Genomic DNA, 26,783 nt, shown 5'->3' with positions numbered 1-26,783 from the left:
TCTGTCAGTTGATGTTGCCGACGGTAGCGCCGGACGAAACGGACGGTCAACACCTGGTGTGACCCTGCCCGCGCAGCCGTCCACCGTGCCACTATGTCCGGGAACGGCTGCTGGCCGGGTGGCCGCGCGACGAGGGGGTTCGTGCCGTGCGACGAGCAGCGATGACGATGACCGGGGCCGTGACAGCCCTCCTGCTGGCGGGCTGCGCGAGCAGCGAGGAGCCCGGCGCCCAGGACACCGGCATGGACGACACCGCCACGGCGGACCCCGCCGAGAGCGCCGCCCCCGCCGAGATCCCGAACGTCGCCGAGACGATGTTCCCCGGGGCGCCCGACGGCGTCGAAGGTGACGGCACCACCGTCCACGCGGGCGACGACCCGCGGCAGCTCCTCGTCGTGACCTTCGGCAGCAGCACCTGCCCCGTCCTGCCCACCGACGTCATGTGGGACGCCACCGCCGAGGTGCTGCAGATCGAGCTCACCGACAACGAGGCGTACGCCGACCGGGCCTGCACCATGGACATGGCCCCGACCACCAGCGTCGTCGCCCTGCCGGACGAGGCCCCCGACGCCGCCGGCCTGACCGTGGAGGTCGACGGCAGCTCGCTCACCGTGGAGTGAGCGTCAGGCGCGGTGCGACGGGTGCGCGTCCGACGCGAACAGGTTGAGCCCGAGCGAGCGCGCCAGGTGCGCGACCGCGCGCTGCCCGCGCACCGTGCTGCCCGCGCCGTCGAGCCGCGGTGAGAACGCGCCGATCCCGGCCTTGCCGGGCGTGACGGCGACGAGCCCGCCCGCGACGCCCGACTTGGCGGGCAGCCCGACCTCGTAGAGCCACCGTCCTGACCATTCGTACATGCCGGCGGTGGCGAGCACGGCCAGGGTGTCGCGGCACACGTCCGCCGCGACGACCCGCTCCCCCGTCAGCGGGTTCACGCCGCCGTCGGCGAGCGTCGCGCCCATGACGGCGACGTCGCGCGCGGTGACGAGCAGGCTGCACTGGCGCGTGTAGACGTCGACGACCTCCGCCGGGTCCTGCGGCAGCCGGCCGTGGCTCGCCAGCAGGTGCGCGACGGCGCGGTTGCGCTGGTTGCCCGCCATCTCCGAGGCCAGCACGTCCTCGTCGAGCTCGAGGCGGCGGCCCGCGAACCTCGACAGGCCGTCGTGCACGGCCGCCCACCGTTCGTCGACGGACCCGCCCGGCACCAGCGCGGTCGCGACCAGGGCACCCGCGTTGACCATGGCGTTGCGCGGGTGCCCGCCCGCCTGCTCGACCGCCACGATCGAGTCGAACGGCTGGCCCGTGCTGTCGACGCCCAGCTGCTCGCGCACCGCGTCGTGCCCACGAGCCTGCGTCACGAGCGCCAGGACGAACGCCTTCGAGATCGACTGCACCGAGAACGCGTGGTCCACGTCGCCCGCCACGTGCATCCCGCCGTCGACCTCGCAGACGCACAGCCCGAACAGGTCCGGGTCGGCGTGCGCGAGCACCGGGATGTAGTCCGCGACCTCACCGCTGTCGTCGTCCCGGTAGGCCGCGTGCGCCTCCTGCACGAGCTCCTCGACGCGCTCCCACGGGGGTAGCGCACCGGTGGAGGCGACCTGCGGGACGGGAACGGGGTGCACGTGTCCTCCTGCGGCCCGGGACGACGAGAGCACGGAACGACGAGAGCCCGGCACGTCGTGTGCCGGGCTCTCGACCTGCGCGCCCGAAGGGACTCGAACCCCCAACCTTCTGATCCGTAGTCAGATGCTCTATCCATTGAGCTACGGGCGCACGACCCTCACGGGCCGACCAGAACGATACAGGCACGGGCGGCTGCAGCCCAAACCCGATCCGTGCGACCTGCGCCACGACGCCCTGACCGGGCCACTGCCGGCCACGATGCGCTACCGGTCGGTAAGGGGCCGTTCGGGCTGCGTTTCACCCGCTCACGCTCCGCCGACCGGGTGGCGTGTCATGCCCACCCTGCCGCGCTGTGCGCAGGTGTGTCACGGTGACGACCCGCTGCGGGTCCGACGACGTCCCCGCACGTCACAGGCATGAAGGAGGGCACGGTGGCCGGTCTCCGGGACCGCGGCGAGGCGACGCGGGCGGGTCCGCACTCGCCCGTCGACGAGGGCGCGCGGTGAGCGCACGCGAGGTGCACGACGCCCTGCACGGGTGGGCCGCCCGCCTCGTGTCGCTCGGCGCGATCGTCGTCACGCGCCTGCGCCCCGGCCTGACCCTCACGGAGGCCCAGGACACGGCTCACCTGCACGGCTACGAGCTGAGCGAGGAGGTCTACGCGCTGTGGACGTGGCGCGACGGCGTGGGAGCGCGTCCGGGCCGCGCACCCGCGCACCTCGCGCCCGGTCAGGACTTCGCGTCCTTCGACGACAGCCTGCGCCGGTCCCGCGACTACCTCGAGGCGTCCCTCGCGGACGCGCGCGCCGGGACCGCCGTCGGGGTCCCGTGGCAGCCGCACTGGGTGGTCGCCGTCCACGGTCACGCGCTGCCCCTCGTCCTGGACGGCGCCCGGCCCGGCCCCGACACGTTCCGCCACGACCCGCACGCGGACCGGCTCGTCGTCGCGCACTCCACGCTGCCGCAGCGCATCGCCCGCTGGCACGACATGCTCGACACGGGCACCTGGCGCATCGCCCGCGACGGCACGTGGGACGTCGACCTGACCCACCTGACCGAGTCACCGCACCAGCCCCGCACCGAGGTCACGTAGGACCGACGCCGCGGCCTTCCGTGTGGAACCGCAGCACGCGCCCGCGCGGCGTCGGTGCCCACCCCTAGACTCCGCGCCGTGACGACCCGGACGTTCGCCCGCGCCTCCCACCTGGGGGACGACGGGCTCGTGCTCGGTCTGGCCCCGGCCCTGACCCCTGACGGCCTCGACACCGACCCGAGCTTCTGCCACGGCTTCGCGGCTCACCCGCAGGTGCTCGCGCGGGGGCTGGTCACGCTGGCCGACGTCACCGCGACGCGGTACTTCCAGTACACCCCGACCAGCCTGCGTGACCCGGTCCTCACGGCGCACGGCGACCGGCTGCGGGCCGAGTGCTTCTCGGCGTGCAACGGCGTGTACGCGCGGCTCGACCTGTTGCCCGACGCGTTCGACTCCGGCACCCTCGGCCGCGGGACGACGAACGTCGACATCGGCCCGGCGACGCGCGCGGCGCTGACGCACGTGGGCCGGGACCGGTTGCTGCACCTCGACGTCGGGCGCGACGGCGTGACGGTGTCCGGCCCCGACGGCACGGCAGTCGAGCGGCCCGTCGAGATGCCGGGCCGCTGGGTGCGCGCGCTGGGGAACGTCGCCGAGCTGCACCACGGGCTGCCGCACGCGTTCACCGTCGGTGCGGCCGGCGCCCGCGCGTTCGTCGCCGCGCTCCCGCCCGCGACGGCCGCGGGCCGCTCCGGCTGGCTCGTCGCCGCGCGGGACGCGGTCCGGGTCGCCCCGCGCGCCACGCCCGGCGGCGTGCACGTCGTGGGCCTGCACCGGCTCAGCGCCGCGAAGCGCCTGCTCACGCACGTCACGGGCCTCACCGTGCACGGCACGGCCGAGCCCGGCCCGGTGGTCGTCGAGCTCGCGCTGCCCGGCGCCCGGCTCGTCCTGGGCCTGACCGACGAGGCGTGGCGCGGCCACTCCGGCGAGGGGTCGCTGCTGTCGGCCCTCGCCGGGGCGACGGTCGTCGAGGACGCCGACCTCGTCGCCGCGCTTCTGGCGTTCGAGCCCGTCGTGGACGTGCCGCGGCTCGCCCGCGACACCGCGCTCGACGAGCCGCGTGCGCGGGCCGCGCTCGCGGTCCTCGCCGCCGACGGGCGCATCGGCTGGGACCTGCACGACGCCGCGTGGTTCCACCGCGAGCTGCCGCACGACCCGGCACGCGTCGAGAAGGACAACCCGCGGCTCGTCGGCGCACGCCGGCTCGTCGACGACGGCGGGGTCGTCCCCGACGGCGACGGCTGGTCGGTGCGCCGCCGCACGGGCGACGGCCCGGCGTACCGCGTGACCCGCGACGGGCGCGACGCCCGCTGCACCTGCCCGTGGTACCTGCGGCACGGCACCGGGCGCGGCCCGTGCGCGCACGTGCTCGCGGTCCGCATCGTGACGGAGGAGGACGCATGAGCACGACCCCCGCCCTGGCCGCGGCCGTGGAGGTCTTCCGGGAGCTCGGCTGGGCCGACGCGCGCCTCGAGGACGCCGCGGACCTGCCGATCGGCACCCCCGAGCAGCAGCAGGTCGCGCGCGCGGGCCTCGCGAAGGGCGAGTGGGGGGAGTACGGGCAGCTCGACGAGCGCACCTACGGCTGGACCAGCCACGTCGAGGTCGACGAGGTGATGCTCGGCGTGTTCGCCGCGCGTGTCGGGGTCGACGCTGCACGCGTGGTCCGCGTGACGCGCGCCGGCAGGGTCGACGACGAGCTCCTCACCCGCGTGCTGGCCGCCCGCGGCCCCCGGTTCGCCGGCGCGCTGCTCGACGCCGCGTACCGTCCCGTCCGCCGCCCGTGGGAGCACTCGACGACGGCGCTGGCCGGACCCGTCGTGCGGCTCGTCGACCTGCACGACCTGCCCGTGCCCGACGACGTGGAGTACCTGCGGGACTGGGTGGTCTACGCGTCGGGGACGCTCACCGGCGAGGGCGGTGACCTGTACCCGTCCGAGCGCGGCTGGGCGCCGCCGCACGTCGTGACGCGACGCCTGCGGGAGCACGTGCGCGCGGCCGTCGCCGCGGGGGTGCCGGCGACGGGCCCGCTCGGCACGGTGCTGCCCGCCGCCGTCGCGCAGGGGATGCTCGGCCGGGACGAGGCGGTCGACCTCGTCCTCGCCGCCCTCGACGCCGCGCAGCGCCCCGGGGACCGGAAGGTCTGGGCGCAGGTGCTGACCGGGTCGCTGGCCCTGAGCGACGCGGAGGTCGTCGCCCGCGCCGACGTGCTCGTGCCCGTGCTCGCGCACGGTGACGCGGCGGTGGTCGCGGCGTTCGCGCCGGCGCTCGTCGCGGGCGTCGACGACGACACGCTCGCGGACGTCCTGGTCGTGGCGCTCCCCGTCCGCACGCGGGCCGTGCTGCGGACCGTCCTGACCGCCGCCGCCGCACGCCCCCGCCCGCACGCGAGCACGTGCGAGGCGGTCGCGCCGCTCGTGACGCCGCACGCCTCCAGCCCGGACCGGGCGCTGGCCCGCGCCGCCGCCGCGCTGGTCCAGGCGTGGGACCTGACGGCCGACGAGCCCGCGGGCACCGCCGATCCCGACTCCGCCCCGCCCCACCGGTGGCGCGCCACTCCCCCCGTGTGGCAGGTCCCGCAGTTCGAGGTCGGCGACGTCAGCGGCACCGCCCTGACGGCCGCCGCCGCCGCGCTCACCGGCCGCCCCGACGAGGGCTTCGACATCGAGGTCGACCGCTTCCTCGCCCTGGCCAACGCGCTGGCCCGCGCCGACCGCGACGCGGCGAGGACCGCGCTCGGGGGTGTGCGCCCCACGTCGGTGCCGGGGCTGGCGGGCGTGGCTGCGTGGGTCGCGGGGACGCCCGGGGGGTGGCTGGACCGCCCCGCCGACCGGCACCGCTCGCCGACGGTCTACGACCCGCTGACGGCCCGCGAGGCGGCGGTCGTGCAGCGCCTCGGCGAGGTGCCGGTCCTGCTGTCGACGCCGACGTGGGTCGACCTGCGGATCGACCCCGCGGACCTCGTCACGCGGCTGCGCGCGTACGCCGACGCGGACGCCGTGGCGTCCGAGGCCGACGTGCTCCTCGCGGCGACCCGCTGCGACGTCACGCTCGCGACCGACGAGGTGGTGGCCGCGCTCGCGGCCCTGCCGGTGCCCGTGGTGCTGCAGTCCGGCGCGTCGGCCGCGTTCACGGCGGGGCCGGCGCTGGCCGCGTACGTGCGGGACCCGGTGCGGGAGCCTGCGCTGGTCCTCGGCGAGTGGCAGCAGTGGACCCCCGAGGAGGGACCCCTCCCGGCCTCGCTGGCGGCGTTCCCGGCGCGCGTCGCCACGCACCGCTGGGTCCTGCGCGCCGACCCCGCCGAGTTCCCGACCTGGGGCGACGCGGCGTCCACGGGCGTCAGCGCCGACAAGGAGTCCGGCACGGGCCTGGTCCTGCGCCAGCTCGCCCGGCGCGCGACCCCGCTGACACCCGGCCTCGCGGTCAACCTGCTGGGTGCGCAGCGCGGCTTCCACCCCGCCGCCGCCGCGGACGGCACCGCCGCCGTGCACGAGGCGTGGGAGCGCGGGCTGCTGCGTCCCGGCGTCGCCGACGTCCGTCTGCTCGACTGGACGCAGACGCCGTCGAACCTCGCGGCCCTCGCGCGGGCGTGCACGCAGCTCGCCGACGAGGGGCTGCTGTCCGTGGTGTGGCCGCTGCTCGACGACCTGCTGCAGGTCTCGCTCGGGGCGTCGCGACTGCTCGCGGGGACGGCCGAGATCGCCGAGGCCGCGCGGACGCTGCTGCCGGACGTGCGGGCAGCCGTCGCGGACGGTGTCGCCCCGTCGTCGGCCCTCGACCTGCCCGGCGTGCGGGCGCTCGCCGCGCGGGGCGGGTCCTCACGGGCCGTCGTCGCGGCGCGTGCCGTGGTCGCGGCACTCCCGGAGCCGGCCGTCGCGCCGCCCGTGGTCGCGCCCGCGGGACGTCCGTTCGACGGGCTGTGGCCCGTCGACGCCGGGACGCTGCCGCCGGTCGTCGACGGCGCGTCGCTCACCGTGCTGCCCGCCCCCGGACCCCGTCAGCCGCCCGCGCTCGAGCTCGTCCTGCCCGGGGGTGGGACGTACCGCGTCAGCCCGTCGTGGATGGTCGCGCTCGCGCGTGAGGGCCAGTGCCCGGCACGGTCGCTGCCCGCGGACGCGTCGGCGCGCATCGACTCCTGGTTGCGGTGGGACGCGTCGGCCGGCCGGCTCGTCGTCTCGCCGCACCGCAACTGGCGCGACGGGGACGACGAGCCGCTGCGCCGCGGGGACGTGCCGCCCCTGACCACGTCGATGGTCGCCGTGCTGCTGCTCGCGCTGTGCCAGGAGCACCCGCCCACGTACGACGTCGCGTCGATCCTGCACGAGGTGCGCGTCGGCTCGGCCGCGGTGACGCTCGCGATGCGGGCGCTCGCGCCCTCCCCGGACGTCAGCCCGGCGCGCATGCTCCGCCTGCTCGACGAGGACGCCACGACCCTGCCCGTCCTGTGGCCCGTCCTGGTCGAGTCCGTCCGGCACGCGGCCGCGGTCGACGGCGCACCGCCACGCTGGCTGAACCGCGTGCTCGACCTCGCGCTGCACCACGCGGCCACGCTCCGGGAGGCGGCGCACCGCGGGCTCCTGCCCGCCGACGCCGCCGCGTGGCCGGGCCTGCACGACCTCGCGGCCGGCGCGGGATCGGCGACCGTCCGGCGCAAGGCCGCGGCACACCTCGACCAGGTGTCGGCCTACCGGGCGCCGGCGGACCGGGCGCCGGCGGGCGCGGACGCGATGAAGGCCTGACCCGTGGTGCGCGGCGTCGCCGCGCTCGGCCCCACCCTGCCCGCCGCGACGGTCAGGCCGCCCGGGCGTAACCGCGCGGCCGGGACGATCTCGGAGGTCTGCGAGCTGCTCGACCAGCGCAGCTGGATGACCGAGAGCCGCGCTTCGTCGAAGTACTCGAGCCGGATCGGCACGGCTTGCCCGGCCGTCAGCGCGATCCTCCCGGTGTCGACCCGCGTCCCGTGGACGTTCCACTGGTCGATGAGGAGCGTGCCGTCGACCCAGAGACGGACGCCGTCGTCGCTCGTCGTGGAGAACGTGTACGTCTGGGAGTAGCGCGGCACCACCGAGCCCGCCCACCGCACCGAGAACGTGTCGACGCCGAAGCCGGCCACCGGCGCCCCGCTGGCCCAGCTGAAGTTCACCGACGGGTCGATGCGCGTGACGCTCGTCCCCGTGAAGTTCACGTTGTCGAAGTACGTGCCGCGCAGACCCCGCTGGGACAGCACGGCCGTGAGCGTCGTCGCGTTCGCGGGGGTCGTCCAGGTGCGGGTCGCCGTCGTCGACCCGTCGGACCACCGGTCGAACACGTAGGCGACGCCCTGCGCGTCGGCCTGCGTGGGCACGGCGAGCCGCAGGTCGAAGCCCGCCCACGAGGTCAGGGTCGTCGCTCCGGTGACCGTCTGGCCGTTGACGGTCAGCGTGCGGCCGGCGGGCGAGGTGCCGAGCGTGACGGCGACCTTGCGTGGCTGGAGGTCACGCCTGACGGTCGTCGCGACGCCCTGGGAGTCGGTCGCCGTGAGGATGACCCGCAGGTAGCTGTTCGCCGCCGCGGCGAGGTCCTCGGGGCCGGGTGCGGTGAAGGTCGTGCCCGTCCCGGTGACCGGGCCGAGGAAGGGGTGGGTGTGCGCGTCGTGGACGCGCTCGACGGTCCAGCTCAGGCGTGTGCCGGGCACCGTGCCGTCCTGCGCGTCCGTCGCGGAGCCCGACAGCTGGATCGTCTGGCCGACGGTGAACGTCGCCCCCGCCGCGGGTGACGTGATCGTCGCGACGGGTGCGGTGTTGCCGGAGCTGATCCGGACCGTGACCGCCGCGGACGTCGCACCCGCCGCGTCGCGGACCCGCAGGGTCGCGGTCCACGCTCCGGCGGCGTAGGTGTGCGCGACGGTCGGGGTCGTCGTGGTCGCGTCGGGCGTGCCGTCCCCGAAGCCCCACAGGTAGGTCAGCGCGCCGCCGTCGGGGTCGCTGCTGCCGGAGCCGTCGAGCGTCGTGGTGAGCGGTGCCGCCCCCGTCGCCGGGGTCGCGGTGACCACGGCCGTCGGCGGGCGGTTCGCGGTGCCCGTGTACGCGATCCGCCGGATCTCGCCGCCGTTCGCGTACGTCGTGTAGTACAGCGCCTGGCTCCCGGAGTGCGGCCCGAACTCGAGGTGGACGGCCCCGCCGAGGCCCGTCGCCAGGTTCGTGCTCGTGCTGCCGGACAACGACATGATCCGGCCGCACACGTAGTCGGCGAACAGGTACGCGGTGTCGTACGCGGCGGGCCACACGCCGTTCGGCACGAACGCGCCGCCGGTGATCGAGCCGCAGCCGCCGGACCGGTTGTAGTCGTGGATCGGGTTGGTCATCCCCGCAGGGAGCGCCCCGCCGCAGCTCGATGCCGACCCCGTGTTCGCGCAGTGCCCCTCGCGGACCGGCCAGCCGTAGTCGGCGCCCGCGGTCCCGAGGTCGATCTCCTCCCACGCGTTCTGGCCGACGTCGTTCACGTGGAACACCGTGCCCGCGGCGTCGGGGTCGAACGCGAAGCGGAACGGGTTGCGCAGGCCCCACGCGAACGTCTCGCGGCAGATCGTCCCCGCGGCCGCCGGCGCGAGCCGGCAGCTCGCGGTCCCGGTCCCCAGGAACGGGTTGCCGGGGGCCGGGGCGCCGGTGGTCCGGTCGACGCGCAGCACCTTGCCGTTGAGCACGTGACGGTCCCGCGCCGCGTCGTTGTTGCCTGCGCACCCGCTGTCGCCCGCGTAGTCGCAGCCGCTGTCGCCCGTCGTGACGTACAGGTAGCCGTCCTTGCCGACGTGCAGGTCACCGGCGTTGTGGTTGCCCGCCGAGGAGTAGATGCCGTCGAGCAGGATCGTCTCGCTCGCCGGGTCGACCGTGTTGTCGTCGCCCAGCACGAAGCGCGAGACACGGTTGGTCGGGGCGCCCGCGGGGTTCGCGCCCTGGCTCGTCGGGCACGACGAGCTCGTGCCGCGCGCCGTGTAGAACAGGTAGATCGCGCGCGTCGCGGGATCGGGGTCGACCGCGACGCCGAGCAGGCCGCGCTCCGAGTTGGTGCACAGCCGGCCCGCGAGGTCGAGCGCCGGGGTCGCCAGCAGCGAGCCGGCCGCGGTGCGGACCCGCAGGCGCCCGGCCTGCTGCGCCACGAGCATGCGCCCGTCCGCGGTGAACGCGATCGCCGTCGGGTTGTCGACGTCCGCGACCAGCGCGTCCGTGAACCCCGCGGGGACCGTCGCCGCGAGCGCCGGCGGCGACAGCGCCGCCGTCGTCCCCGCTGCGAGAAGCGCCACCACCACGACCTGCACGACCCGACGCATGCGACGCATCGAGGCCCCCCGTCTCCGTCGACGCCGTCAGTGCGTCGAGCATGACGTGCGGTGCATCCGGACGCAACGGGGGAAGGGGCCGGGTGTCACGGGCCCGCGGACGCACGACAGCCCGGACCCTCAGGGGCCCGGGCTGTCGTCAGCGTCCTTCGACGCCCTACGCGGAGACGGTGGGATTTGAACCCACGGAAGGGTTGACCCCTTCACGGCCTTAGCAGGGCCGCGCACTAGACCGGGCTATGCGACGTCTCCAAGACGTTGCACAGGGTACCGGGCGCCCGTCGTGGGACCAAAGCGAGCACCGGCACGGCAGGTCAGTGCTCGAATCCCCACTCGCGATCGGTGCACATGCGGGCCACCGCGAGGCCCACGGCGAGCGCGGTGACGACGAGCGCGGCGGACACCCCGTACGTCATCGCCTGCGTGACGTCGCCGTTGCTCAGGTGGTACACCGCCCGGTACGCGGGCACGCCGGGGACCATGATCGTCACGGCCGGCACGTACACCGTGATCCGCGGGATGTTGAGCCGTGGCGCGACCCACGCGGCGAGCAGGCCGACGAGGAACGCGGCGACCGCCGCGGCGGCCTGCGGCGGCCAGTCGAGCTGGACGACGGCCTCGATGCGCAGCAGGTTCGGCAGCGCCGCGACGCTCGCGGCGACCAGGGCCATCGTCCACGGGCTGTTGAACATGAGCGCGAAGCCCAGCACGCCGACGAACGACGCGAGCACCCGCAGCAGCGTCATGGTCGTGGCGTCGAGCGCGAGCTCCTGCGGCGGGTCCGGGCTCAGGCCGACGGCGATCGACACGGCCCACACCGCGAACGCCGCGGACACGAAGATCATGACCGCCCACGTCAGACGCGCGACCCCGGCCGAGAAGTCCAGCTTGGCGAGGTCCAGCGCGCCGGTGACCAGCGGGAACCCGGGCACGAGGAACAGCGCGGCGGCGACGTAGCCCGCCTCGTGCGCGCCCCCGGTGACGCCCAGCGCGTGCAACGCCTGCACGAACCCGAGGTACGACAGGCTCGCGAGGCTCGCCGAGAGCATCGTGACGCCGAACTGGTTGAACCCGCGGTGCAGCATGATCCGCCGCAGCCCCTGCCCCAGCCCTGCACCGACGAACGCCCCGACGACCTCGACCGCGGCGCCGTTGTTGAGGAAGGCGAACGCCGCGCACGCGACCGCCGCCCACAGCGCGTTGAGCGCCACGGGGTACAGCGGTGGCTTGGCGGTGATGCGGTCGATCTCGGTCGTGAGCTCGTCGACCGTCACCGGTGCGCGCGCCTCGACGCGCTGCGACAGCAGCTCGAGCTCGGCGAGCCGGTCGGTGTTCACGCCGACCGTCCGGACCTCGGTGACCTCCGTCCGGAACGAGCGTCCCCGGTGCGACGTCGTCGTGATCTCCGTGAGCGTGACGTGCGCCTGGTGCCGGTCGATGCCCAGCGCCCGCGCGACCCGCGCCATCGACGCCTTCACGCGGTACGACCCGGTGCCCGACGCCAGGCTGAGCCGCCCGACGCGCAGCACCGCACCCGAGCGGCGGATCAGCTCGAGCTCGTCGTCGTCCGGTTCGGTGGGCACGGGCCCATCATCGCCGGACACGCCCGCCCACGACGGGACGTCCGCCCTACCGATCCCCCCACACCTGCACCCTCCCCTCCCCCGCCGAGAGAGCAATCCAGCACCACCCCTTCCACCGCGAGAGAGCAATCCAGCACCCCCAGGCCCGCGAGAGAGCAATCCAACCGGCGGTCCGCGTGCTCGACCCCCCTCGCCGTGGTGCTGGATTGCTCTCTCACGACGGGGGTGGGGGGTGGTGCCCGGCGTGGCGGGGTGGGGGTCGTGGTGGCGCGACGGGCAGGCTGGGGTGTGGCCGGGATGGACGACGTCGTCGACGAGCTCTACGGCGGGACGCTGGACGACTTCGTCGCGCGTCGGGACGCCGCCGTGCGCGCCGCCCGGGCCGCGAAGGACCGCGACCTCGCCGGGCGGATCGCGTCGCTGCGCAAGCCGACGCTCGCCGCGTGGGCGGTGAACCTGCTGGTCCGGGACGACCCGACGCTCGGGGGCACGCTCCGCGACCTCGGCGAGGGGATGCGCGACGCGGAACGGTCGCTCGACGGGCCCGCGCTGCGCGAGCTCGGCAAGCAGCGCCGCGCCCTGGTGTCGGGGCTCGTGGCGCGCGCTCGCCGTCTCGCCGTCGACGCCGGCCAGCGGGTGTCGACGGCCGCCGCGCAGGAGGTCGAGCGCACGCTCACCGCCGCGCTCGCCGACCCGCGCGTCGCGGACGCGGTCGCCGCCGGCACGCTCACGCACGGCACGGAGCACGTCGGGTTCGGCGCCGCGGACACCACGGTCGCTCGCGGTCCCGACGACGGCGCCGGCGACGCCCCGCAGGGTGGACCCGCCGTCGACCCAGCGTCGACGGGGACGGCCGGTCGTGGTGGGCACGCGTCGGCGGACGATGCCGGCGCGGGGTCCGGGGCGTCGACGACGAGGAAGCGGAGCGCGTCGGGCACGACGGCGAGCAGTCGCAGCGGGCCTCGATCGACGGCGGTGGACACCGGCACGTCGGACACCACGGCCAAGGCGCGGGGGACGTCGGACGCCGCGCGGGCGGAGCGCGCCGAGGCGGCGCGGCTCCGCGAGCAGGAGAAGCGCGAGCGCGAGCAGGAGAAGCTGCGGCGGCGCCACGAGCAGGCGGTCGCGGCGCGGGAGGAGGCGGACGCCGAGCTGGAGCGCCTGCGTACGCGCCACGAGGACGCCGCGACGGCCGAGCGCGACGCGGTCACCGCGCTGGAGGATGCGGAGACGGCCTCGTCGGACGCGTACGCGGCGGAGGAGGAGCTGGTGCGCGCGCTCGCGGACGTGCGGCGTCGCCTGGCCGACGCCCGGGCCGCGCTGCCACGGGCGGACGAGACGCTCGTCGCGGCCAAGAGCCGCGCCCGCGAGCGCGAGAAGGCGGTCCGTGCCGCCGTTCGTGAGCTCGACCGCGCGACGGCGGCCGCGGAGCGCGCCCGCGACCTGGAGCGCCGCGCGGCCGACGACCTGACGTAGCCGTCCCTCGTAGGGCTGGATTGCTCTCTCACCGACGGGGTGGGGTGGTGCTGGATTGCTCTCTCACCGACGGGGGTGGGGTGGTGCTGGATTGCTCTCTCACCGACGGAGGTGGGGTGGGGCTGGGCCGGGCTCAGGGGTGGTGGGTCGGGCGGCGCGGGGGGTACCAGCGGTTGCCGTAGCGGCGGGTCAGGTGGCCGTCGGTGGTCTCGGCGAGCTCGTCGAGGCGTTCGAGGACGGCCCAGCCGATGCGTCGGGCGGCCGGGTCGTCGTCGGCCTCGAACCGCACGAGCACGCGCGCCTGCCCGCGCACCACGCTGACGTCGTACGCCTCGACGGTCGTCAGCGCGCGGGCGGTGGCGACGGCCTGCGGCAGCACGTCGGGGGCGGACGTCCCGGGGCGCAGCAGGCCGACGGTCGCGGTGATGCGGTACGACGGCACGTCAGGAGCGCACGGGCAGCCCGGCGAACCGACGCGCGACGTCGACGAGGCCGACGCGGTGCAGGTCGTCGACCTCGTCGAGCGGGACCCACGCGGCCTCGTCGGTGGACCCGTCGGCCTCGTGCGTCAGCTCCCCGCCGACGACGTGCGCGCGGTAGACGATCCGCAGCGCGTGCCGGTCGGGGCCGGGGATGACGCGGTCCGCGCTGAGGAAGACGACCGAGTCGATGCCGAGCAGCTCGTCGAGCTCGACGTCGTACCCCGTCTCCTCGCGGACCTCCCGCACGGCGGCGTGCGCGGGGTCCTCGCCGGGGTCGATCCCACCGCCGGGCATCGTCCAGCCGGACAGGCCGCCCTCCGCCCAGTGGGCGAGCAGCAGCCGCCCCTCGTCGACGACGACGGCGTACGCAGCGACCCGGATCTCCACGGGCGACGACGCTACCGTCCGCCACCGACGACGCCGGCCTCGTGCACCTCGCCCGGGACGTCGTCGGGCAGCACGACGGGCCGCGGCACGGGCGGGCCGTACCCGCGGACGCGGGCTCGCAGCCCCCGCGCGAGCAGCCGGGGGTGGAACAGCGCCAGCGGCGGGGCCACCAGGTGGTACACCCGCCCCAGCGCGACCTGCGCGTCGGCGTCCCCGTGCGCGCTCATCTTCCCGAGCTCGCCGATCCAGCGTCCCGCGAGCACCGACATCGGGGCGCGCGACGCGGGCAGCCCGGCGAGCGCGCGGTCCTCCCCCGTCGCGATCTGCCACGGCACCGCGCCCAGCCGCAGGCACGTCCGCACGACGCGCGCGGCTCCCCCGGGCGTCGTGAGCCGTCCGCGGCGGTCCGCCTCGCGCAGCACGTGCGCCTCGAGCGCCGCGACGGTGATGCCCTGCCCGTACACGGGGTCGAACGCGCACAGCGCGTCCCCGACGACGACGAGCGCGTCGGGCCACCCGCGCACGCGGTCGTACCGGTGCCGCAGGTTGCCGGTCTGCCGGTGCGTGACGACGTCGCCGTCGAGCGGGCCGGCGGCGGCGATGCGGGCGAGGGAGTCGTCGGGCAGCGCGGCGAGGAAGTCCCGCAGGCCCGCCAGGTCCCGCGGGGGTCGCTGCTCGCCGGCGCCGATGCCGGTCACGGTCCACCAGCCGCCCTCGGCGGGCAGCGCGAGACCGCCCCCGCGGCCGCGCTGCTGCAGCACGACGACGCCCGCGGCGCCGACGCGGTCGGCGGGCAGCCGCACGCGGACGGTCGAGTAGCCGACGTGCGCGTCGACCTCCTCGACGGTCGCCGGTGCCACCCCGAGCGTGTCGAGCCACGTCGGCAGGCGTGACGACCGTCCGGACGCGTCGACGACGAGGTCGGCGGGCCACGCCTGCTCGGCGGTGTCGACCCACCAGCCGACGTCGCGACGCCGCAGCCCCTCGACCCTGGCCCCCGCGACGACGCGCACGCCGGGCAGCGCGCGGACCCGCTGCCGCATCAGGTGCTCGACCAGGGGACGCGTCGCGAGCAGCACGTCGAGCTGCCGCGACCGCGGCGACCACCCGACGGACCCGAGCCACGCGAGGTGCCCGGTGTCGACGGCGACGGCCCCGGCGCCGCGCAGGTCGTCCGCGAACCCCGGCAGCAGGCCCTCGATCGCGCGCAGCCCGCGGTGCAGCAGCAGGTGCGGCTGCCGGCCCTGCGGCACGCCGCGGCGCGCCTCGGGGGTGGCGGGCAGGTCGTCACGGTCGAGCAGGGTCACGGTGCGTCCGTCCCGGGCGAGCGCCGCGGCGGCCAGCAGCCCGGCCACGCTCGCGCCCACGACGACGACGTCCCGCACGTGCTCCCCGTCCGCAGCCATGGCTCATCATCGCCGCGCCACCCGCCCGCGGACCAGGGGGCCGGCCACCGTCCCCGCGTTCCGGTCGCCGGTGCGCCGCTCGGCGGTGATGATCGGCGGGACCGCCTCGCAGCGCGGCCCACCGACTCCCCGAGGACGCCCGTGCCCACCTTCGCGACCCCCGTGCAGATCGGCGACGCGCCGCCGTGGCTGCCCGACGCCCCGCCCGCCGACCCGGACGACGCCCTCGCCGTCGTCCGGTCCTGGCCCGCGGACCTGCGTCCGGGCGCCGGCGCGACGGCGGCGCTGTGGTCGACGTTGGCGTCGCTCGCGGCGCACGACCTGGGGGTGGCCCGCGCGGTGGAGCCGCACCTCGACGCGCTCGCGATCCGCGACCAGGCGGGGCTGCCCGCCGACGACTCCCGCACGTGGGGCGTCTTCGCCGCGGAGGGCCCGGGGGTGCGCCTCGACGCGCGTCGGGCCGACGGCGCCGCCGGCACCGACGACCCCGGCGGCACCCCCGGCTGGCTCCTCACCGGCGTCAAGCCGTGGTGCTCGCTGGCCGACCGCCTGGACTCGGCGCTCGTCACGGCGCACCTGCCGGACGGCGGGCGCGCGCTGTTCGCGGCCGACCTGACCACCGCGGGCGTCACGCTCGTCGAGGCGCCCTGGGCCGCGCGCGGGCTCGCCGAGATCCCGTCCACGCCCGTCGCGTTCGACGCCGTCCCCGCCACACCCGTCGGCGCGCCGGGCTGGTACCTGGAGCGCCCCGGGTTCTGGTGGGGCGGCGTGGGGGTCGCGGCCTGCTGGTACGGCGGGGCCGTGGGCCTGGCCCGGGCGCTGTGGCGGCGCGCGACGACGGACGACGACCGGCTCGTCGCGATGCACCTCGGCGCCGTGGACGCCGCGCTGCAGGACGCCCGCCGGGCGCTCGCCGAGGCGGCGCGCGTCGTCGACGGGGACCTCGACGCGGGTGTCCCGGGGTCGGTCGTCGCCAAGCGGGTGCGCGCGACCGTGGCCCGGACCTGCGAGGACGTCCTGACGCGCGTCGGCCACGCGCTGGGCCCGGCGCCCCTCGCCCTGGACCCCGAGCACGCCAAGCGCGTCGCCGACCTGCAGGTCTACGTGCGCCAGCAGCACGCCGAGCGCGACGACGCGTCCCTGGGCGCGACCCTCGCCGGCCGGGAGGTGGCCCCGTGGTGACGTTCGACGCGCGGGCCGCCGGCACGGACCCGCACGTGTGGGACGCGCGTCTCGCGGCCCTGCCGCCGTGGTCGCTGCCGCGCGACGGGCGCACCGTCGTCGTCGCCGCGCACCCCGACGACGAGACCCTGACGGCGGGCGGGCTGCTGGCCGAGCTCGCCGCGGCGGGCCACCCGGCGGACGTCGTCGTCGTGACGGACGGCGCCGGCTCGCACCCCGGCTCCCCCACGCTGGACCCCGCGTCCCTCGCGCGCCGCCGCGTCGACGAGGTGCGCCGCGCGGTCGAGATCCTGTCGCCCGCGTCGCGCGTGACGCTGCTGGGCCACCCCGACGGACGTCTGCGGGAGGCCCGCGACGAGGTCACGGCGGACCTGCGCGCGGTCCTGCTGGAGGGCCCGGCGGTGCGCACGATCGTCACGACGTGGGCCGGCGACGAGCACCGCGACCACCGGGTGCTCGCGGAGGTCTGCGAGGTCCTGGCTGCCGAGCTCGGCTGCACCCTCGCGCAGGCGCCCCTGTGGCTGTGGCACTGGGCGACGCCCGACCACCCCGCGGTCCCGTGGGACGAGCTGTGCGCGCTGCCGCTGTCCGACCACGCCGTCGTGCTCAAGCAGCGGGCCGTCGCGGCGCACGAGACGCAGGTGCAGGCGCTGTCCGAGCACCCCGCCGACGTGCCCGTGCTGCACCCGCGGTTCCTGCGCGGGTTCGACCGGGACCTGGAGCCGTTCGTCGTGCGGGAGCCCGCGCGGCCGGCGTCCGACGCGGGTGCGGGCGCGGCCGGCGACGCGAGTGGCGGCCACCCCGCGACCCTGCCGGCCGCGTACTTCGACGACACCTACGCCCGCCACGACGACCCGTGGGGCTTCACCGACCGCCCGTACGAGGCCCGCAAGCGCGCGCTGACCCTCGCGAGCCTGCCCGACGAGCGCTACGCCCGCGCCCTGGAGGTCGGCTGCTCGATCGGCGTCCTCACGGCAGACCTCGCGGACCGCTGCGACGCGCTGACCGGCACGGACGTCGCCGACGCCGCCCTGGAGCGCGCCCGCGGCCGGCTGGTCGACGCCCCGCACGTGCGGCTCGTGCGCGGCGCGCTCGGCGGGTCCGGGGACGACGCGCTGCCCGGCGGGCTCTTCGACCTCGTCGTGCTCTCGGAGGTCGGGTACTACCTGTCGTGGGCGGACCTCACGGCAGCCCTGCCGGACCTGCTGACACGGCTGGCACGCGGCGGCACGATCGTCGCGTGCCACTGGCGGCACGCCGTCGAGGACTACCCGCTGCCCGGCGACGCCGTGCACCGCGCGCTGACCCACGCCGCGCAGGACGCCGGCCTGACGCGGCTCGTCGAGCACCGCGAGGTCGACCTGCTGCTCGACGTGTGGAGCCGCGACCCGCGGTCGGTCGCCGAGCGCACGGGGCTGCGGTGAGGGGCAGAGACGGGAAGACCGGCGTCGCGCACGTGGCCGTCGTGGTCCCCGTGCGCGACGAGGAGCTCCTGCTGGGCCGCTGCCTGCGGTCGGTGGCGGTGGCGCGCCGTGCCCTGCTGGTGCGCGGCGCGTGCACGGTCGACGTCGTCGTGGTGCTCGACGCGTGCCGCGACGGCAGCGCGGACGTCGTGGCCCGGTACGGGTCGGTGCGCGTCGTCGAGCTCGACGCGGGCGACGTCGGCGCCGCGCGGCTCGCGGGCGCGCGCTCGGCGCTCGCGGTGACCCCCGTCGACCCCGCCCGCACGTGGCTGACCTGCACGGACGCCGACTCGGCCGTCGCACCGGACTGGCTCGTCGAGCACGTGCGGCTGGCCGACGCGGGCGCGGACGTCGTCGTCGGGACCGTGCACCCCGACCCTGCCGACCTCACCCCCGCGCAGTGGGCGGCGTGGCGCGCCACCCACGTCCCGGGCCGGCCCAACGGGCACGTGCACGGCGCGAACCTGGGCGTCCGCGCGTCGGCGTACCTGCGCGCCGGCGGGTTCGCCCCGGCACCGGAGCACGAGGACGTCGACCTCGTGGCCCGGCTGCGCGGCACGGGTGCGCGGGTCGTCGCGTCCGACGCGGTCGACGTGCGCACGTCGGGCCGCGCAGCCGGCCGCACCCCCGGCGGGTACGCCGGGCACCTGCGTGCGGGGCTGCTGCGGGTCTGAGCCGGCGCGCGGACCGGTGGCGCCCGTCAGGCGTCCGGCAGGTGCTCCTTCGCGTCGTCGTACGTCGCGGCCGGGGGCAGCTCGCCCGGCGCGAAGACGTGCTTGACGACACCCCGGGAGAACACGTCGGTGCGCAGCAGCGTGAACGGCTGGATCGTGTCCGCGTCGCCGAACAGGCGCTCGCCCGTGCGCGCAGCGACGGGGTGGACGAACAGCCGCAGCTCGTCGAGCAGACGTGCGTCCAGCAGCTGGCGGACCACGGAGAGCGAGCCACCGACCAGCACCTTGCCCACCGTGGGGTCGTCCTTCAGCGCGCGGACGGACGCGAGCAGGTCGGCGGTGCGTTCGACGTTGCGCCAGCCGAGGTCCGCGTCACCGCGCGTCGCGACGAGCTTGCGGGTGTCCCCGAGCTGCGCCGCGAACGACGCGTCCTCACCGCCGGCCTGCTCGCGCTCGGGCCACGCCCCGGCGAACGAGTCGTACGTGACGCGCCCGAGCAGCAGCACGTCGACGTCCTCGTAGTCCTCGCCGACGGCCGCGCCCATGGCCTCGTCGAAGTACGGGAAGTGCCACTCGGGGTCGATCTCCGCCACCCCGTCGAGCGAGATGAACAGGGACGAGACGACGGTCGCCATGGCAGTACCTCCGGGGTGTCGGTGTGTCAGGGGTCAAGACCCGCGCGGACCGCGCGACTCATCGGGGTCAGTCGTCGCTGTCGAGCAGCTCGTCGAGGGTGGCGCGGCGCGCGGAGGCCCGGACGACCAACGCGTCGACGACGTCCGCGGCCGCACCGACCGCGATCTCCCGCGTGTAGATCGGCACGCCCACGAACCAGGAACGGTCGTCGGGCCACACCAGCGAGGGCACCGCCTCGTGGCGCAGCGCGAGCGCGGCCCGCAGCGGGCCGGTCCACAGGTGGTAGGCCCGGTGCGGCAGGTGCAGCCGCCCGGCGGCCGGTCGCTCGACGCGCCTCAGGGCGAGCGCCTCCCGGGCCTCGGCGAGTGCGCGCTCCCGCTCCGCGGGGTCGGGGACCCCGTCGCCGTCCCACGCGACGAACGCCCCCATGCCGGGCGCGCCGCGCGGGTCCGCGCCGTGGTCGTACAGGAACCCCCAGCCCTCCCACAGGCCGCAGTGCACGGGCTGGTCGCCGGTGGCGTCCGCGAGGACGTCGAGCACGAGCGCGAGGACGTCGGCGTCGTCGAGCGTCTCGCCCGGGTCGTCGGCCTGCCGGAAGGTCACGACCGCGTACGCGGCGTACCCGTGCGGGACCGCGTGCCCGATGCTCGCGCCGAACGGTCCGAGGCCCGCGGCGATCCAGGCACCGGCGTCGGGGCCGTCGTCCCAGGCGGCACCGGCCGCGACGAGGTACGGCGAGTCGCTCACGCGGCCACCGTACGGGCAGCGCACGGCGGGTGCTGCCGGTTTTGCCGGACCCGGCGCCCCCAGTCTCGGCGCGGTCCGCGGCCCTCGCACGTAGCCTGGCCGACGTGACCTACCACGACCCGCACCCCGTGGAGCAGGTGTGCGTCGCGGGCCCCGCCGCCGACGTCGAGCTCGTCGAGCCGCGCGACGTGCCGCTGGGCGGGCCGCGCGCGATGACCGTGCGCCGCACCCTGCCGTCGCGGGCGCGCTCGCTCGTCGGGCCGTTCTGCTTCGCCGACCACTACGGGCCCGACGACGTCGCCGCGACCGGCGGCATGGACGTCCCGCCGCACCCGCACACCGGGCTGCAGACCGTGACGTGGCTGTTCGAGGGTGCCGTGCTGCACCGCGACGCGCTCGGGTCGGAGCAGACCATCGCCCCCGGGCAGCTCAACCTCATGACCGCGGGCCACGGCATCTGCCACAGCGAGGAGGCGACGCCCGCGCACTTCCCCCGCGAGCGCGTCCTGCACGGTGTGCAGCTGTGGACCGTCCTGCCGGAGTCCGCGCGGCACGGGCCCGGGGCGTTCGAGCACGTCGCCGACGTCCCGCGGTTCACCGTCGACGGCGCCGACGTGCAGGTGTTCCTGGGTCGGCTCGGGGGCGTCGCGTCACCGGCCAAGGCCTTCTCCCCGCTCGTCGCCGCGCAGGTCGACGTGCCCGCCGGTGCGCGCGTGGTGCTGCACGTCGACGCCGCCTTCGAGCACGGCGTGCTGGTCGACTCCGGCCGGTTGCGGTTCGAGGGTCACGACGTGGCGCCGTCGTGGCTGGCGTACGCGCCGCCGGGTCGCGACGCCCTGGTCCTCGAGGCGGGCGACGAGCCGGTGCGCGCGGTGCTGCTCGGCGGCGTGCCGTTCGACGAGCCGGTGCTCATGTGGTGGAACTTCGTGGCCCGCACGCACGACGAGGTGGTCGAGGCCCGCACCCGGTGGCAGGCCGCGATCACCGGCGACCCGACGGGCGAGGCCCGCTACGGCCGCGTGACCGGCTACGAGGGCACCCCCCTCCCGGCCCCGGACCTCCCGAACGTCCGCCTCCGCCCCCGCGAGCGCTGACGGCCCGGGCGCCGGCCGGAAGTGGTCACAGAACTGCCCACTTCCGCACTCCGCGCCCGCAGATGTGACCACTTCCGGGCGGCCCTCAGGCCGAGCGCACCAGCCGTGCCCGGAGGTATCGCAGCGCGCCCGTCGTGAACCGCTCGTGGGTGCGCGAGCCGTCGAGGGCGGCGAACGGCCGGAACGCCGGCCGCGCGACGCGCGGGATCCACGCCTGGACCAGCTCGGTACGGCGCGCGTCGTCCAGGCGCAGCGCGTGCAGGACCTCGGCGGTGACGTCGTCCTCGCGGACGGGGACCAGCCCGCTGGAGCGCAGCTGCGCGCGGGTCTCCTCGACCTCGTCGGCCGCGCGCAGGTCCGCCCAGGCGAAGGTGCCGCCCGGGCGCAGCACCCGGTGCACCTCGGCGACGAACGCCTCCATCGACGGGTAGCAGTGCGACGACTCGACGTTCAGGACGACGTCGAACGACGCGTCGGGGAACGGCAGCGCCAGCGCGTCGCCCTGCTCGAACCGCAGGCCCGGCCCGCTGCGCTCGCGCCGGCTGAGCGCCACCGCCGACGCCGCGAGGTCCACGCCCGTCGTCGTCGCCGGCCCGAGGGTGCGCGCCACCCACGACGCACCCCCGCCACGCCCCGAGCCCACCTCGAGGACGTCCGCGCCGGTGACGTCGACACCCTCGAGGACGTGCGCGTAGAGCTGGATGCCGTAGCGGTCCGGCTCGTCGGCGGGGTCGAGCGCGAGCGGCGGCGCGGCGTCGTCCACGGGCGCGTAGCCGTAGTTCATGAACGTCCACTCGGGCTGCTTGACGCGCGCACCCAGCAGCTCGTAGCAGGCCCGCCACGCGAGCTGTCGCACACCCATGGGCGTGAACCTACCGGCGCGCGGAGGGTGGCGGTGGCGCACCCCCACCCCTGGACGGCCCGACCGCGCGGGAAGAGCAGGACGCGGCGGCGATGCTCAGCGGCCCGCAGAGCCCGACCGGCTGACCGGCCCGGCTGCGGGCTCCTCCTGCGCCGCCGGCACGAGGACCTGCGGCCGCAACCACACCCCACGCGTCCGGCTCACCGCCCACACCAGCGCCCCCGCCGCGAGCAGCGCGGCGAGCAGCCCCGCGACGTGCGCACCGAGCGACACCGCCCCGCGCTCCGGCAGCAGGAACCCGTACGGCACCCAGCCGTCCGTCGCACCGCGGACCAGCACGACCGCCAGCCACAGCAGCGGGTAGGGCAGGACCAGCCACAGCCGCCGCCACGGGAGCGCCGGGCGGTCGGCGACCAGCAGCCAGTCGAGCGCCACGACGACCGGCAGCACGACGTGCAGCACGACGCTGATCCACGTCGCCGCGGACCCCGTCCCGGGGATCACGAGGTTGTAGACGACGCCGACGACCAGCAGGCACGCCGTCGCGACCCCCCGCGCGAGCGTCCACCACGCCGGGGCCGGCCGCCCCGCGAGCGTGCGTGCTCCGGTGACGACCAGCACGACGCTCGCGAGCAGCGCCGTCTGGTTCGTGAAGTACCCGAGGTAGTCGAGGAGGCTGCCGCGGCCGCCCGCGCGCTCCGCGGCGTACGCGATCGCCAGCACGCCGACGACGAGCGCACCGGTGACGACCCGGGCGACGGCGATCCGTCGCGCGGAGGCGTCGAGGGATCGCGCGGAGGCGCCGAGGGATCGCGCGGAGGCGCCGAGAGGTCGCGCGGCGGCGCCAAGAGGCCGCGCGGAGGCGTCGGGCGGGTGGGGGGTCGACACGTCCGCCACCCTAGCGAGAGCCCACGTCGCCACCTCGGCGCGGGTCGCCGCCGGCCCTCGTGGACCGGTGGGTCGGCCCTACCCGGGGTCGTGGGCCGGCCCCCTCGTGGCGCGCGACGTCACCGTCCTAGCGTCGACGGCATGAGCGATGACGCCCCCTCGGCCGGTCTGCGTGCTCCCGGACCCGCCCGCCCGGCCGTGCTCGAACCGCCGTCGCCCCGGGCGGCCCAGCCGCCCGGCCGGTCGCTCGCGCCGGACCTGGCCCGGGGTGCGCTGCTGCTGTTCATCGCCCTGGCGAACGTGTGGACGTACCTGTACGGCGGCGCCCTCACCGCGCTGGGTGAGCGGCCCGCCGACGGGTCCGACGTCGACCGCCTCGTCGACGGGCTGACCGCCCTGCTGGTCGACGGCAGGACCCGCCCGATGTTCGCGATCCTGTACGGCTTCGGGATCGCGACGATGGCCGCGCGGCTCGCCGCACGCGGGAGGGGGCCGCGCGACGTCCGTGCGGTCCTCGCGCGGCGCTCGGTGGGGCTGATCGTGCTGGGGCTCGCCCACGCCGCCCTGCTCTTCGGCGACGACATCCTGGCCCCGTACGGCGTGACCGGGCTCCTGGCGCTGGCGCTCGTGCACCGCAGCCGCACCGTCCTGCTGCGCTGGTTCTGGGGGGCGTTCGCGCTGATGACCGCGACCGGCGTCCCCGTCCTGTACGGGCTGGTCGACCTGGGCGACGACGCGGAGGCACCGACCACCGACTACGCCGCCTCGGCGGTCGAGCGGCTCGTCGACGCCGCGACGACGAGCGTGCTGTCCGGGGTGCTGCTGTTCTTCGTCCCGCACGTGGTCCTCGGCATCCTGCTCGCGCGCTCGGGGTGGCTCACCGACCCCGGGCGGCACCGGGTGCAGCTGGCCCGCACCGCGGGGATCGCCGGCCTCGGGGCGATCGCGGTGAACGCGCCGTACGCGCTGGCAGTGGTCGAGCTGTGGCATCCCCAGGGGGCGCTCGCCTCGACCGTCCTGCTGGCCCACGAGCTGTCCGGCATCGCCGCGGGACTGGCCTACGTCTGCCTGTTCGGCTGGCTCGCCGCCGTGTGGGCCGACCGTCGGCAGGGCCCCGTCGTGCGCGCCGTCGCGGCGACGGGCGAACGGTCGCTGACGTCCTACCTGCTGCAGTCGGTCATGTTCGCGCCGCTGCTCAGCGCGTGGGGCCTCGGGCTGGGTGCGCGACTCGGCACCGCGCAGGCCGCCGCGCTGGCGGTGGTCGTGTGGGCCGTGACCGTCGGTGTGGCCGTGGGGCTGCAGCGGGCCGGCAGGACGGGCCCGTTCGAGGCGCTGCTGCGTCGGTGGACCTACGGACGACGGCGAAACCAGCACTCGAGCGTCTCCACTCCATCGTGAACGTCGGCGACGGAGATGACGCTCAGACCCGCAGGGCGACTCTGTGTCCGACGACGGCGTGACCGCCGCCCACACAGGGACGGGCCCGGGCCGGGTCACGGCGCCCACCGCGACCCGGCCCGAGTGAACGGCTCAGCCGCGCCCGTCCCCCTCGACCGCCGCGACGGCGAGGCCCGGGTGGTCGCTGAACAGCCCGTCCATCCCGGCGTCGAGGAACACCCTGATCTCCCCGGCCAGGTCACCGTGCGCGGCCGGGTCGTCGCCGACGCGGAACTCCGCGGGCAGGAACTGGTTCTCCGCCCGGAAGGTCCACCCGTGCACGTCCAGCCCCGCCCGGTGGGCGTCCCGGATCACCGGCGTCGGCTGACCGAGCGTCCCGGCGGACGTCCGCGGGATCATCACGTTCTTGCACAGCCCCACGCCGTCGGCGTACCGCGCCACCTGCCGCAGGCCCGCCGGCGTCACGAGGTCCGCGTAGGTGCGTGCGTCGCCCGCGGCGACGAGGTCGTAGGGGGCACCCGAGCAGTTGACGAGCTGCACGAGCGGCACGCGCGTCATGCGGTCGAGCTGCTGCAGGTTCGCCGTCTCGAAGCTCTGGACCGTGACACGCGCCCGCGGCCCGTCGAGCCCGTTCGCCTTCAGGTCGGCGACCAGCGGCTCCTCGAGCGAGAGGCCGATGGAGTCGAAGTACGTCGGGTGCTTGGTCTCCGGGTACACGCCCACCGGCTCGCCGTCGCAGGTCAGCGACCGGCGCGCCAGGTCGAGCACCTCGTCGAACGTGGGCACCTCGTACTTCCCGTCGAAGGCGGTGTTCCCCGGGCGCACGTCCGGGATGCGCTCGACCGCGCGCAGGCTGCGCAGCTCGGCGAGCGTGAGGTCCTCGGTGAACCAGCCGGTCATCTCGACGCCGTCGACGACCTTCGTCGTGCGGCGGTCCGCGAGCTCCGGTCGCTGAGCGACGTCCGTGGTGCCGCTGATCTCGTTCTCGTGCCGGGCGACGAGGACGCCGTCCTTCGTCGCGACGAGGTCCGGCTCGATGTAGTCCGCGCACTGCCGGATCGCCAGACCGTACGCCGCGAGCGTGTGCTCGGGGCGGTAGCCGGACGCGCCGCGGTGCGCGATCACCGTCGCCGTGCCACCCGCCGCCCGCGTCTTGCGCAGGTCGACGACGACGAGCTCGGTGTCGTCCGGCGTGCCGGGCACGCGCGCGGCGTTGCCCGGGTAGTTGTTGTCGTTGGCGAGGAGCAGACGCCCGTCACGCAGCCGGACGACGGTCTCGAGCGACTGGAACGGCAGCGCGAACTCCGCCCCCGTGCCGTAGCCCGCGTCCGGGGCGAGGTCGTCCGGGTTCGCGATCGCGAGCGCGTCGAGCACGAGCGTCTTCGCGAGGTGCCCGTCCCGCTCGACCTTGCGCAGGTCGATCTCGTACACCCGCTTGGTGATGGACGCCGCGCCGTCGAAGTCGTCCCGCTCGAGGACGAGCATGGTGTGGCGGCCCGTCATGAACGCGTCGGCGGTGAGGTTGATCGTGCGGTCCACCTCGTAGGACCAGGTGCGGCCGGTCCAGACCCCGCGACGGGTGTCGTACTCGTGGATCGTGCGGTTGCGCTGGTCGGGGTCCGTCAGGAGCGCGCCCTCGGTGATCGGGTAGAGGTACCGAGCGTCCGCCGAGCCGGCCATCGCCTCGAAGCCCTTGCTCGCGGCGAGCGTCGGCTGCTCACCCTCGGCCAGGTGCGGGTGCTGCGGGGAGCGGACGCCCGGCAGCTCGACCGGCGGGGCGAGGAGCACACCGTCCGCGTCGACGTGCAGGAGGAACGGCCCGAACTCCTCCCCGATCCAGAAGGTGCCGTCGGGCGCGCGGACGAGGGACTCGACGTCGAAGTCCGCGCCGGTGAGCAGCCTGTCCGCGGTGTCCTCGTGGACGATCGGGAAGCCCGCGAGGCGGTTCGGGTCGCGCAGCTGCACGAACCGGTCGAGGACGACCTCACCCGTTCCACCGTCGGCCGTCCGCCACTGCGGGGTGACGTGGTAGATCCGCAGATGGAAGTCCGCGGAGTTGCCCTTCGAGCCGAACCCGTTGTCCGGCAGGCCCCAGAACGTGCCGTCGCGGTCCTCGACCATCGCGGAGAACCCGGGCACCACCTGACCGGCGAACGGCCCCTGGCGGCCGTTGGCCGGCGTGGCGAGCGCGCCCGACGGCGGCCCCTCGGTGAGGTGGTCGGCGGACAGCGTCGCACGCGCGACGAGGGTGGGCTCGACGACGGTGCCCGGGCCCTTGCCCGGCTTCCCGGGGTGCGGCCTGCCGTCGGCCGACGACCCGGCGACGGCGTCGGTGCTGCCGTCGGTACCGGCCGCGAGCGCGCCGGTGGCGGGCAGGACGAGGGCGACCGTCAGAACGGCCGCAGCGAGGTGTGATGCGCGTCTCATCCGACAAGTGGAGCGCCGTCGGACCACCTCCGGGCGAGCGCCTGGCG

21 protein-coding genes and 2 tRNA genes are annotated in these 26,783 nt (G+C 76.2%); 10 read left to right on the top strand and 13 right to left on the bottom strand.

The genetic code is table 11. The annotated features are described in order from the left end of the window. Window positions 1–161 precede the first annotated feature (161 nt). Window positions 162–620: a hypothetical protein gene (locus OKX07_RS02940; RefSeq protein WP_265630373.1), complete on the top strand. Its 459-nt coding sequence runs from the start codon at window positions 162–164 to the stop codon at window positions 618–620. A gap of 3 nt (window positions 621–623) precedes the next feature. Here the strand turns inward: OKX07_RS02940 and glsA are convergent, their stop codons facing one another. Beyond that, on the bottom strand, window positions 624–1,622 hold the full coding sequence (gene glsA / locus OKX07_RS02935) for a glutaminase A (RefSeq protein ID WP_265630372.1): 999 nt from the start codon (window positions 1,620–1,622) through the stop codon (window positions 624–626). 78 nt (window positions 1,623–1,700) lie between these two features. Further along, a tRNA-Arg gene (locus tag OKX07_RS02930) sits at window positions 1,701–1,773 on the bottom strand. 352 nt (window positions 1,774–2,125) lie between these two features. Between OKX07_RS02930 and OKX07_RS02925 the strand changes: the two genes are divergently transcribed. The 3 genes from OKX07_RS02925 (at window position 2,126) to OKX07_RS02915 (ending at window position 7,455) form a co-directional block, all read left to right on the top strand. After that, entirely contained in the window at window positions 2,126–2,716 is a 591-nt protein-coding gene (locus OKX07_RS02925) for a hypothetical protein (RefSeq protein ID WP_265630371.1), read from the top strand. A gap of 78 nt (window positions 2,717–2,794) precedes the next feature. Next, window positions 2,795–4,120, top strand: a complete 1,326-nt coding sequence (locus tag OKX07_RS02920; protein WP_265630370.1) for an SWIM zinc finger family protein — start codon at window positions 2,795–2,797, stop codon at window positions 4,118–4,120. Then, window positions 4,117–7,455 (top strand): hypothetical protein, encoded by a 3,339-nt coding sequence (locus tag OKX07_RS02915; RefSeq protein WP_265630369.1) that lies wholly within the window; start codon window positions 4,117–4,119, stop codon window positions 7,453–7,455. Before OKX07_RS02920 ends, OKX07_RS02915 begins: the two co-directional genes overlap by 4 nt. On the opposite strand, the gene OKX07_RS02910 is transcribed toward OKX07_RS02915, so the two are convergent. The 3 genes from OKX07_RS02910 to OKX07_RS02900 all read right to left on the bottom strand — a co-directional run bounded on the left by OKX07_RS02910 (window position 7,401) and on the right by OKX07_RS02900 (window position 11,614). Then, entirely contained in the window at window positions 7,401–10,031 is a 2,631-nt protein-coding gene (locus OKX07_RS02910; RefSeq protein ID WP_265630368.1) for a PQQ-dependent sugar dehydrogenase, read from the bottom strand. The genes OKX07_RS02915 and OKX07_RS02910 overlap by 55 nt on opposite strands. Window positions 10,032–10,193: 162 nt before the next feature. After that, window positions 10,194–10,283: transfer RNA gene (locus tag OKX07_RS02905), tRNA-Ser, on the bottom strand. 62 nt (window positions 10,284–10,345) lie between these two features. Further along, entirely contained in the window at window positions 10,346–11,614 is a 1,269-nt protein-coding gene (locus tag OKX07_RS02900) for a threonine/serine ThrE exporter family protein (RefSeq protein ID WP_265630367.1), read from the bottom strand. 297 nt (window positions 11,615–11,911) lie between these two features. Here OKX07_RS02900 and OKX07_RS02895 point away from each other — a divergent pair, with 297 nt between their 5' ends. Then, entirely contained in the window at window positions 11,912–13,090 is a 1,179-nt protein-coding gene (locus OKX07_RS02895; RefSeq protein WP_265630366.1) for a hypothetical protein, read from the top strand. Between the two features lie 133 nt (window positions 13,091–13,223). Here OKX07_RS02895 and OKX07_RS02890 read toward each other — a convergent pair whose 3' ends face one another. Genes OKX07_RS02890 through OKX07_RS02880 form a run of 3 tightly spaced genes read right to left on the bottom strand, consistent with a single transcriptional unit; the run spans window position 13,224 to window position 15,365 of the window. Further along, entirely contained in the window at window positions 13,224–13,532 is a 309-nt protein-coding gene (locus tag OKX07_RS02890; RefSeq protein ID WP_265630365.1) for a hypothetical protein, read from the bottom strand. A gap of 1 nt (window position 13,533) precedes the next feature. Next, window positions 13,534–13,959 carry an NUDIX hydrolase gene (locus OKX07_RS02885; RefSeq protein WP_265630364.1) on the bottom strand — a complete coding sequence of 142 codons (426 nt, stop codon included), beginning with the start codon at window positions 13,957–13,959 and terminating at the stop codon, window positions 13,534–13,536. 11 nt (window positions 13,960–13,970) lie between these two features. Next, window positions 13,971–15,365 (bottom strand): FAD-dependent oxidoreductase, encoded by a 1,395-nt coding sequence (locus OKX07_RS02880; RefSeq protein ID WP_265630363.1) that lies wholly within the window; start codon window positions 15,363–15,365, stop codon window positions 13,971–13,973. Window positions 15,366–15,506: 141 nt separating this feature from the next. Between OKX07_RS02880 and OKX07_RS02875 the strand changes: the two genes are divergently transcribed. Genes OKX07_RS02875 through OKX07_RS02865 form a run of 3 tightly spaced genes read left to right on the top strand, consistent with a single transcriptional unit; the run spans window position 15,507 to window position 18,684 of the window. Further along, window positions 15,507–16,547, top strand: coding sequence for an acyl-CoA dehydrogenase (locus OKX07_RS02875; RefSeq protein WP_265630362.1), 1,041 nt, complete (start codon window positions 15,507–15,509; stop codon window positions 16,545–16,547). Next, window positions 16,541–17,971 carry a bifunctional PIG-L family deacetylase/class I SAM-dependent methyltransferase gene (locus tag OKX07_RS02870; protein WP_265630361.1) on the top strand — a complete coding sequence of 477 codons (1,431 nt, stop codon included), beginning with the start codon at window positions 16,541–16,543 and terminating at the stop codon, window positions 17,969–17,971. The genes OKX07_RS02875 and OKX07_RS02870 overlap by 7 nt, the downstream gene beginning before the upstream one ends. Then, window positions 17,968–18,684 carry a glycosyltransferase gene (locus OKX07_RS02865; protein WP_265630360.1) on the top strand — a complete coding sequence of 239 codons (717 nt, stop codon included), beginning with the start codon at window positions 17,968–17,970 and terminating at the stop codon, window positions 18,682–18,684. The genes OKX07_RS02870 and OKX07_RS02865 overlap by 4 nt, the downstream gene beginning before the upstream one ends. Window positions 18,685–18,710: 26 nt before the next feature. Here the strand turns inward: OKX07_RS02865 and OKX07_RS02860 are convergent, their stop codons facing one another. Both OKX07_RS02860 and OKX07_RS02855 read right to left on the bottom strand, forming a co-directional pair. Beyond that, on the bottom strand, window positions 18,711–19,319 hold the full coding sequence (locus tag OKX07_RS02860) for a dihydrofolate reductase family protein (protein WP_265630359.1): 609 nt from the start codon (window positions 19,317–19,319) through the stop codon (window positions 18,711–18,713). Between the two features lie 67 nt (window positions 19,320–19,386). Beyond that, window positions 19,387–20,067, bottom strand: coding sequence for a hypothetical protein (locus OKX07_RS02855; protein ID WP_265630358.1), 681 nt, complete (start codon window positions 20,065–20,067; stop codon window positions 19,387–19,389). Window positions 20,068–20,171: 104 nt separating this feature from the next. Here OKX07_RS02855 and OKX07_RS02850 point away from each other — a divergent pair, with 104 nt between their 5' ends. Then, window positions 20,172–21,161 carry a pirin family protein gene (locus OKX07_RS02850; RefSeq protein WP_265630357.1) on the top strand — a complete coding sequence of 330 codons (990 nt, stop codon included), beginning with the start codon at window positions 20,172–20,174 and terminating at the stop codon, window positions 21,159–21,161. Window positions 21,162–21,246: 85 nt separating this feature from the next. Here OKX07_RS02850 and OKX07_RS02845 read toward each other — a convergent pair whose 3' ends face one another. Together OKX07_RS02845 and OKX07_RS02840 are read right to left on the bottom strand one after the other, a co-directional pair. Continuing rightward, on the bottom strand, window positions 21,247–22,023 hold the full coding sequence (locus tag OKX07_RS02845) for a class I SAM-dependent methyltransferase (protein WP_265630356.1): 777 nt from the start codon (window positions 22,021–22,023) through the stop codon (window positions 21,247–21,249). Between the two features lie 96 nt (window positions 22,024–22,119). After that, entirely contained in the window at window positions 22,120–22,911 is a 792-nt protein-coding gene (locus OKX07_RS02840; RefSeq protein ID WP_265630355.1) for a Pr6Pr family membrane protein, read from the bottom strand. A 141-nt stretch (window positions 22,912–23,052) separates the two neighbouring features. Here OKX07_RS02840 and OKX07_RS02835 point away from each other — a divergent pair, with 141 nt between their 5' ends. Then, entirely contained in the window at window positions 23,053–24,309 is a 1,257-nt protein-coding gene (locus OKX07_RS02835; protein ID WP_265630354.1) for a DUF418 domain-containing protein, read from the top strand. 132 nt (window positions 24,310–24,441) lie between these two features. Here OKX07_RS02835 and OKX07_RS02830 read toward each other — a convergent pair whose 3' ends face one another. After that, complete coding sequence (locus OKX07_RS02830; protein ID WP_265630353.1) at window positions 24,442–26,736, bottom strand: esterase-like activity of phytase family protein; 2,295 nt, start codon at window positions 26,734–26,736, stop codon at window positions 24,442–24,444. Between the last annotated feature and the right edge of the window lie 47 nt (window positions 26,737–26,783).

This window comes from Cellulomonas sp. S1-8 (genome assembly GCF_026184235.1).
Classification (GTDB): Bacteria; Actinomycetota; Actinomycetes; order Actinomycetales; family Cellulomonadaceae; genus Cellulomonas.
The sequence above is the reverse complement of the archived record's forward strand: the minus strand, read 5'-3'. Positions and strand labels throughout refer to the sequence as shown.

Coding starts and splice junctions, on each gene's coding strand:
- OKX07_RS02880 (WP_265630363.1), bottom strand. CDS start 15,365: ATGGCTGCGGACGGGGAGCACGTGCGGGACGTCGTCGTCGTGGGCGCG.
- OKX07_RS02830 (WP_265630353.1), bottom strand. CDS start 26,736: ATGAGACGCGCATCACACCTCGCTGCGGCCGTTCTGACGGTCGCCCTC.
- OKX07_RS02910 (WP_265630368.1), bottom strand. CDS start 10,031: ATGCGTCGCATGCGTCGGGTCGTGCAGGTCGTGGTGGTGGCGCTTCTC.
- OKX07_RS02940 (WP_265630373.1), top strand. CDS start 162: ATGACGATGACCGGGGCCGTGACAGCCCTCCTGCTGGCGGGCTGCGCG.
- OKX07_RS02915 (WP_265630369.1), top strand. CDS start 4,117: ATGAGCACGACCCCCGCCCTGGCCGCGGCCGTGGAGGTCTTCCGGGAG.
- OKX07_RS02845 (WP_265630356.1), bottom strand. CDS start 22,023: ATGGGTGTGCGACAGCTCGCGTGGCGGGCCTGCTACGAGCTGCTGGGT.
- OKX07_RS02895 (WP_265630366.1), top strand. CDS start 11,912: ATGGACGACGTCGTCGACGAGCTCTACGGCGGGACGCTGGACGACTTC.
- OKX07_RS02860 (WP_265630359.1), bottom strand. CDS start 19,319: ATGGCGACCGTCGTCTCGTCCCTGTTCATCTCGCTCGACGGGGTGGCG.
- OKX07_RS02835 (WP_265630354.1), top strand. CDS start 23,053: ATGAGCGATGACGCCCCCTCGGCCGGTCTGCGTGCTCCCGGACCCGCC.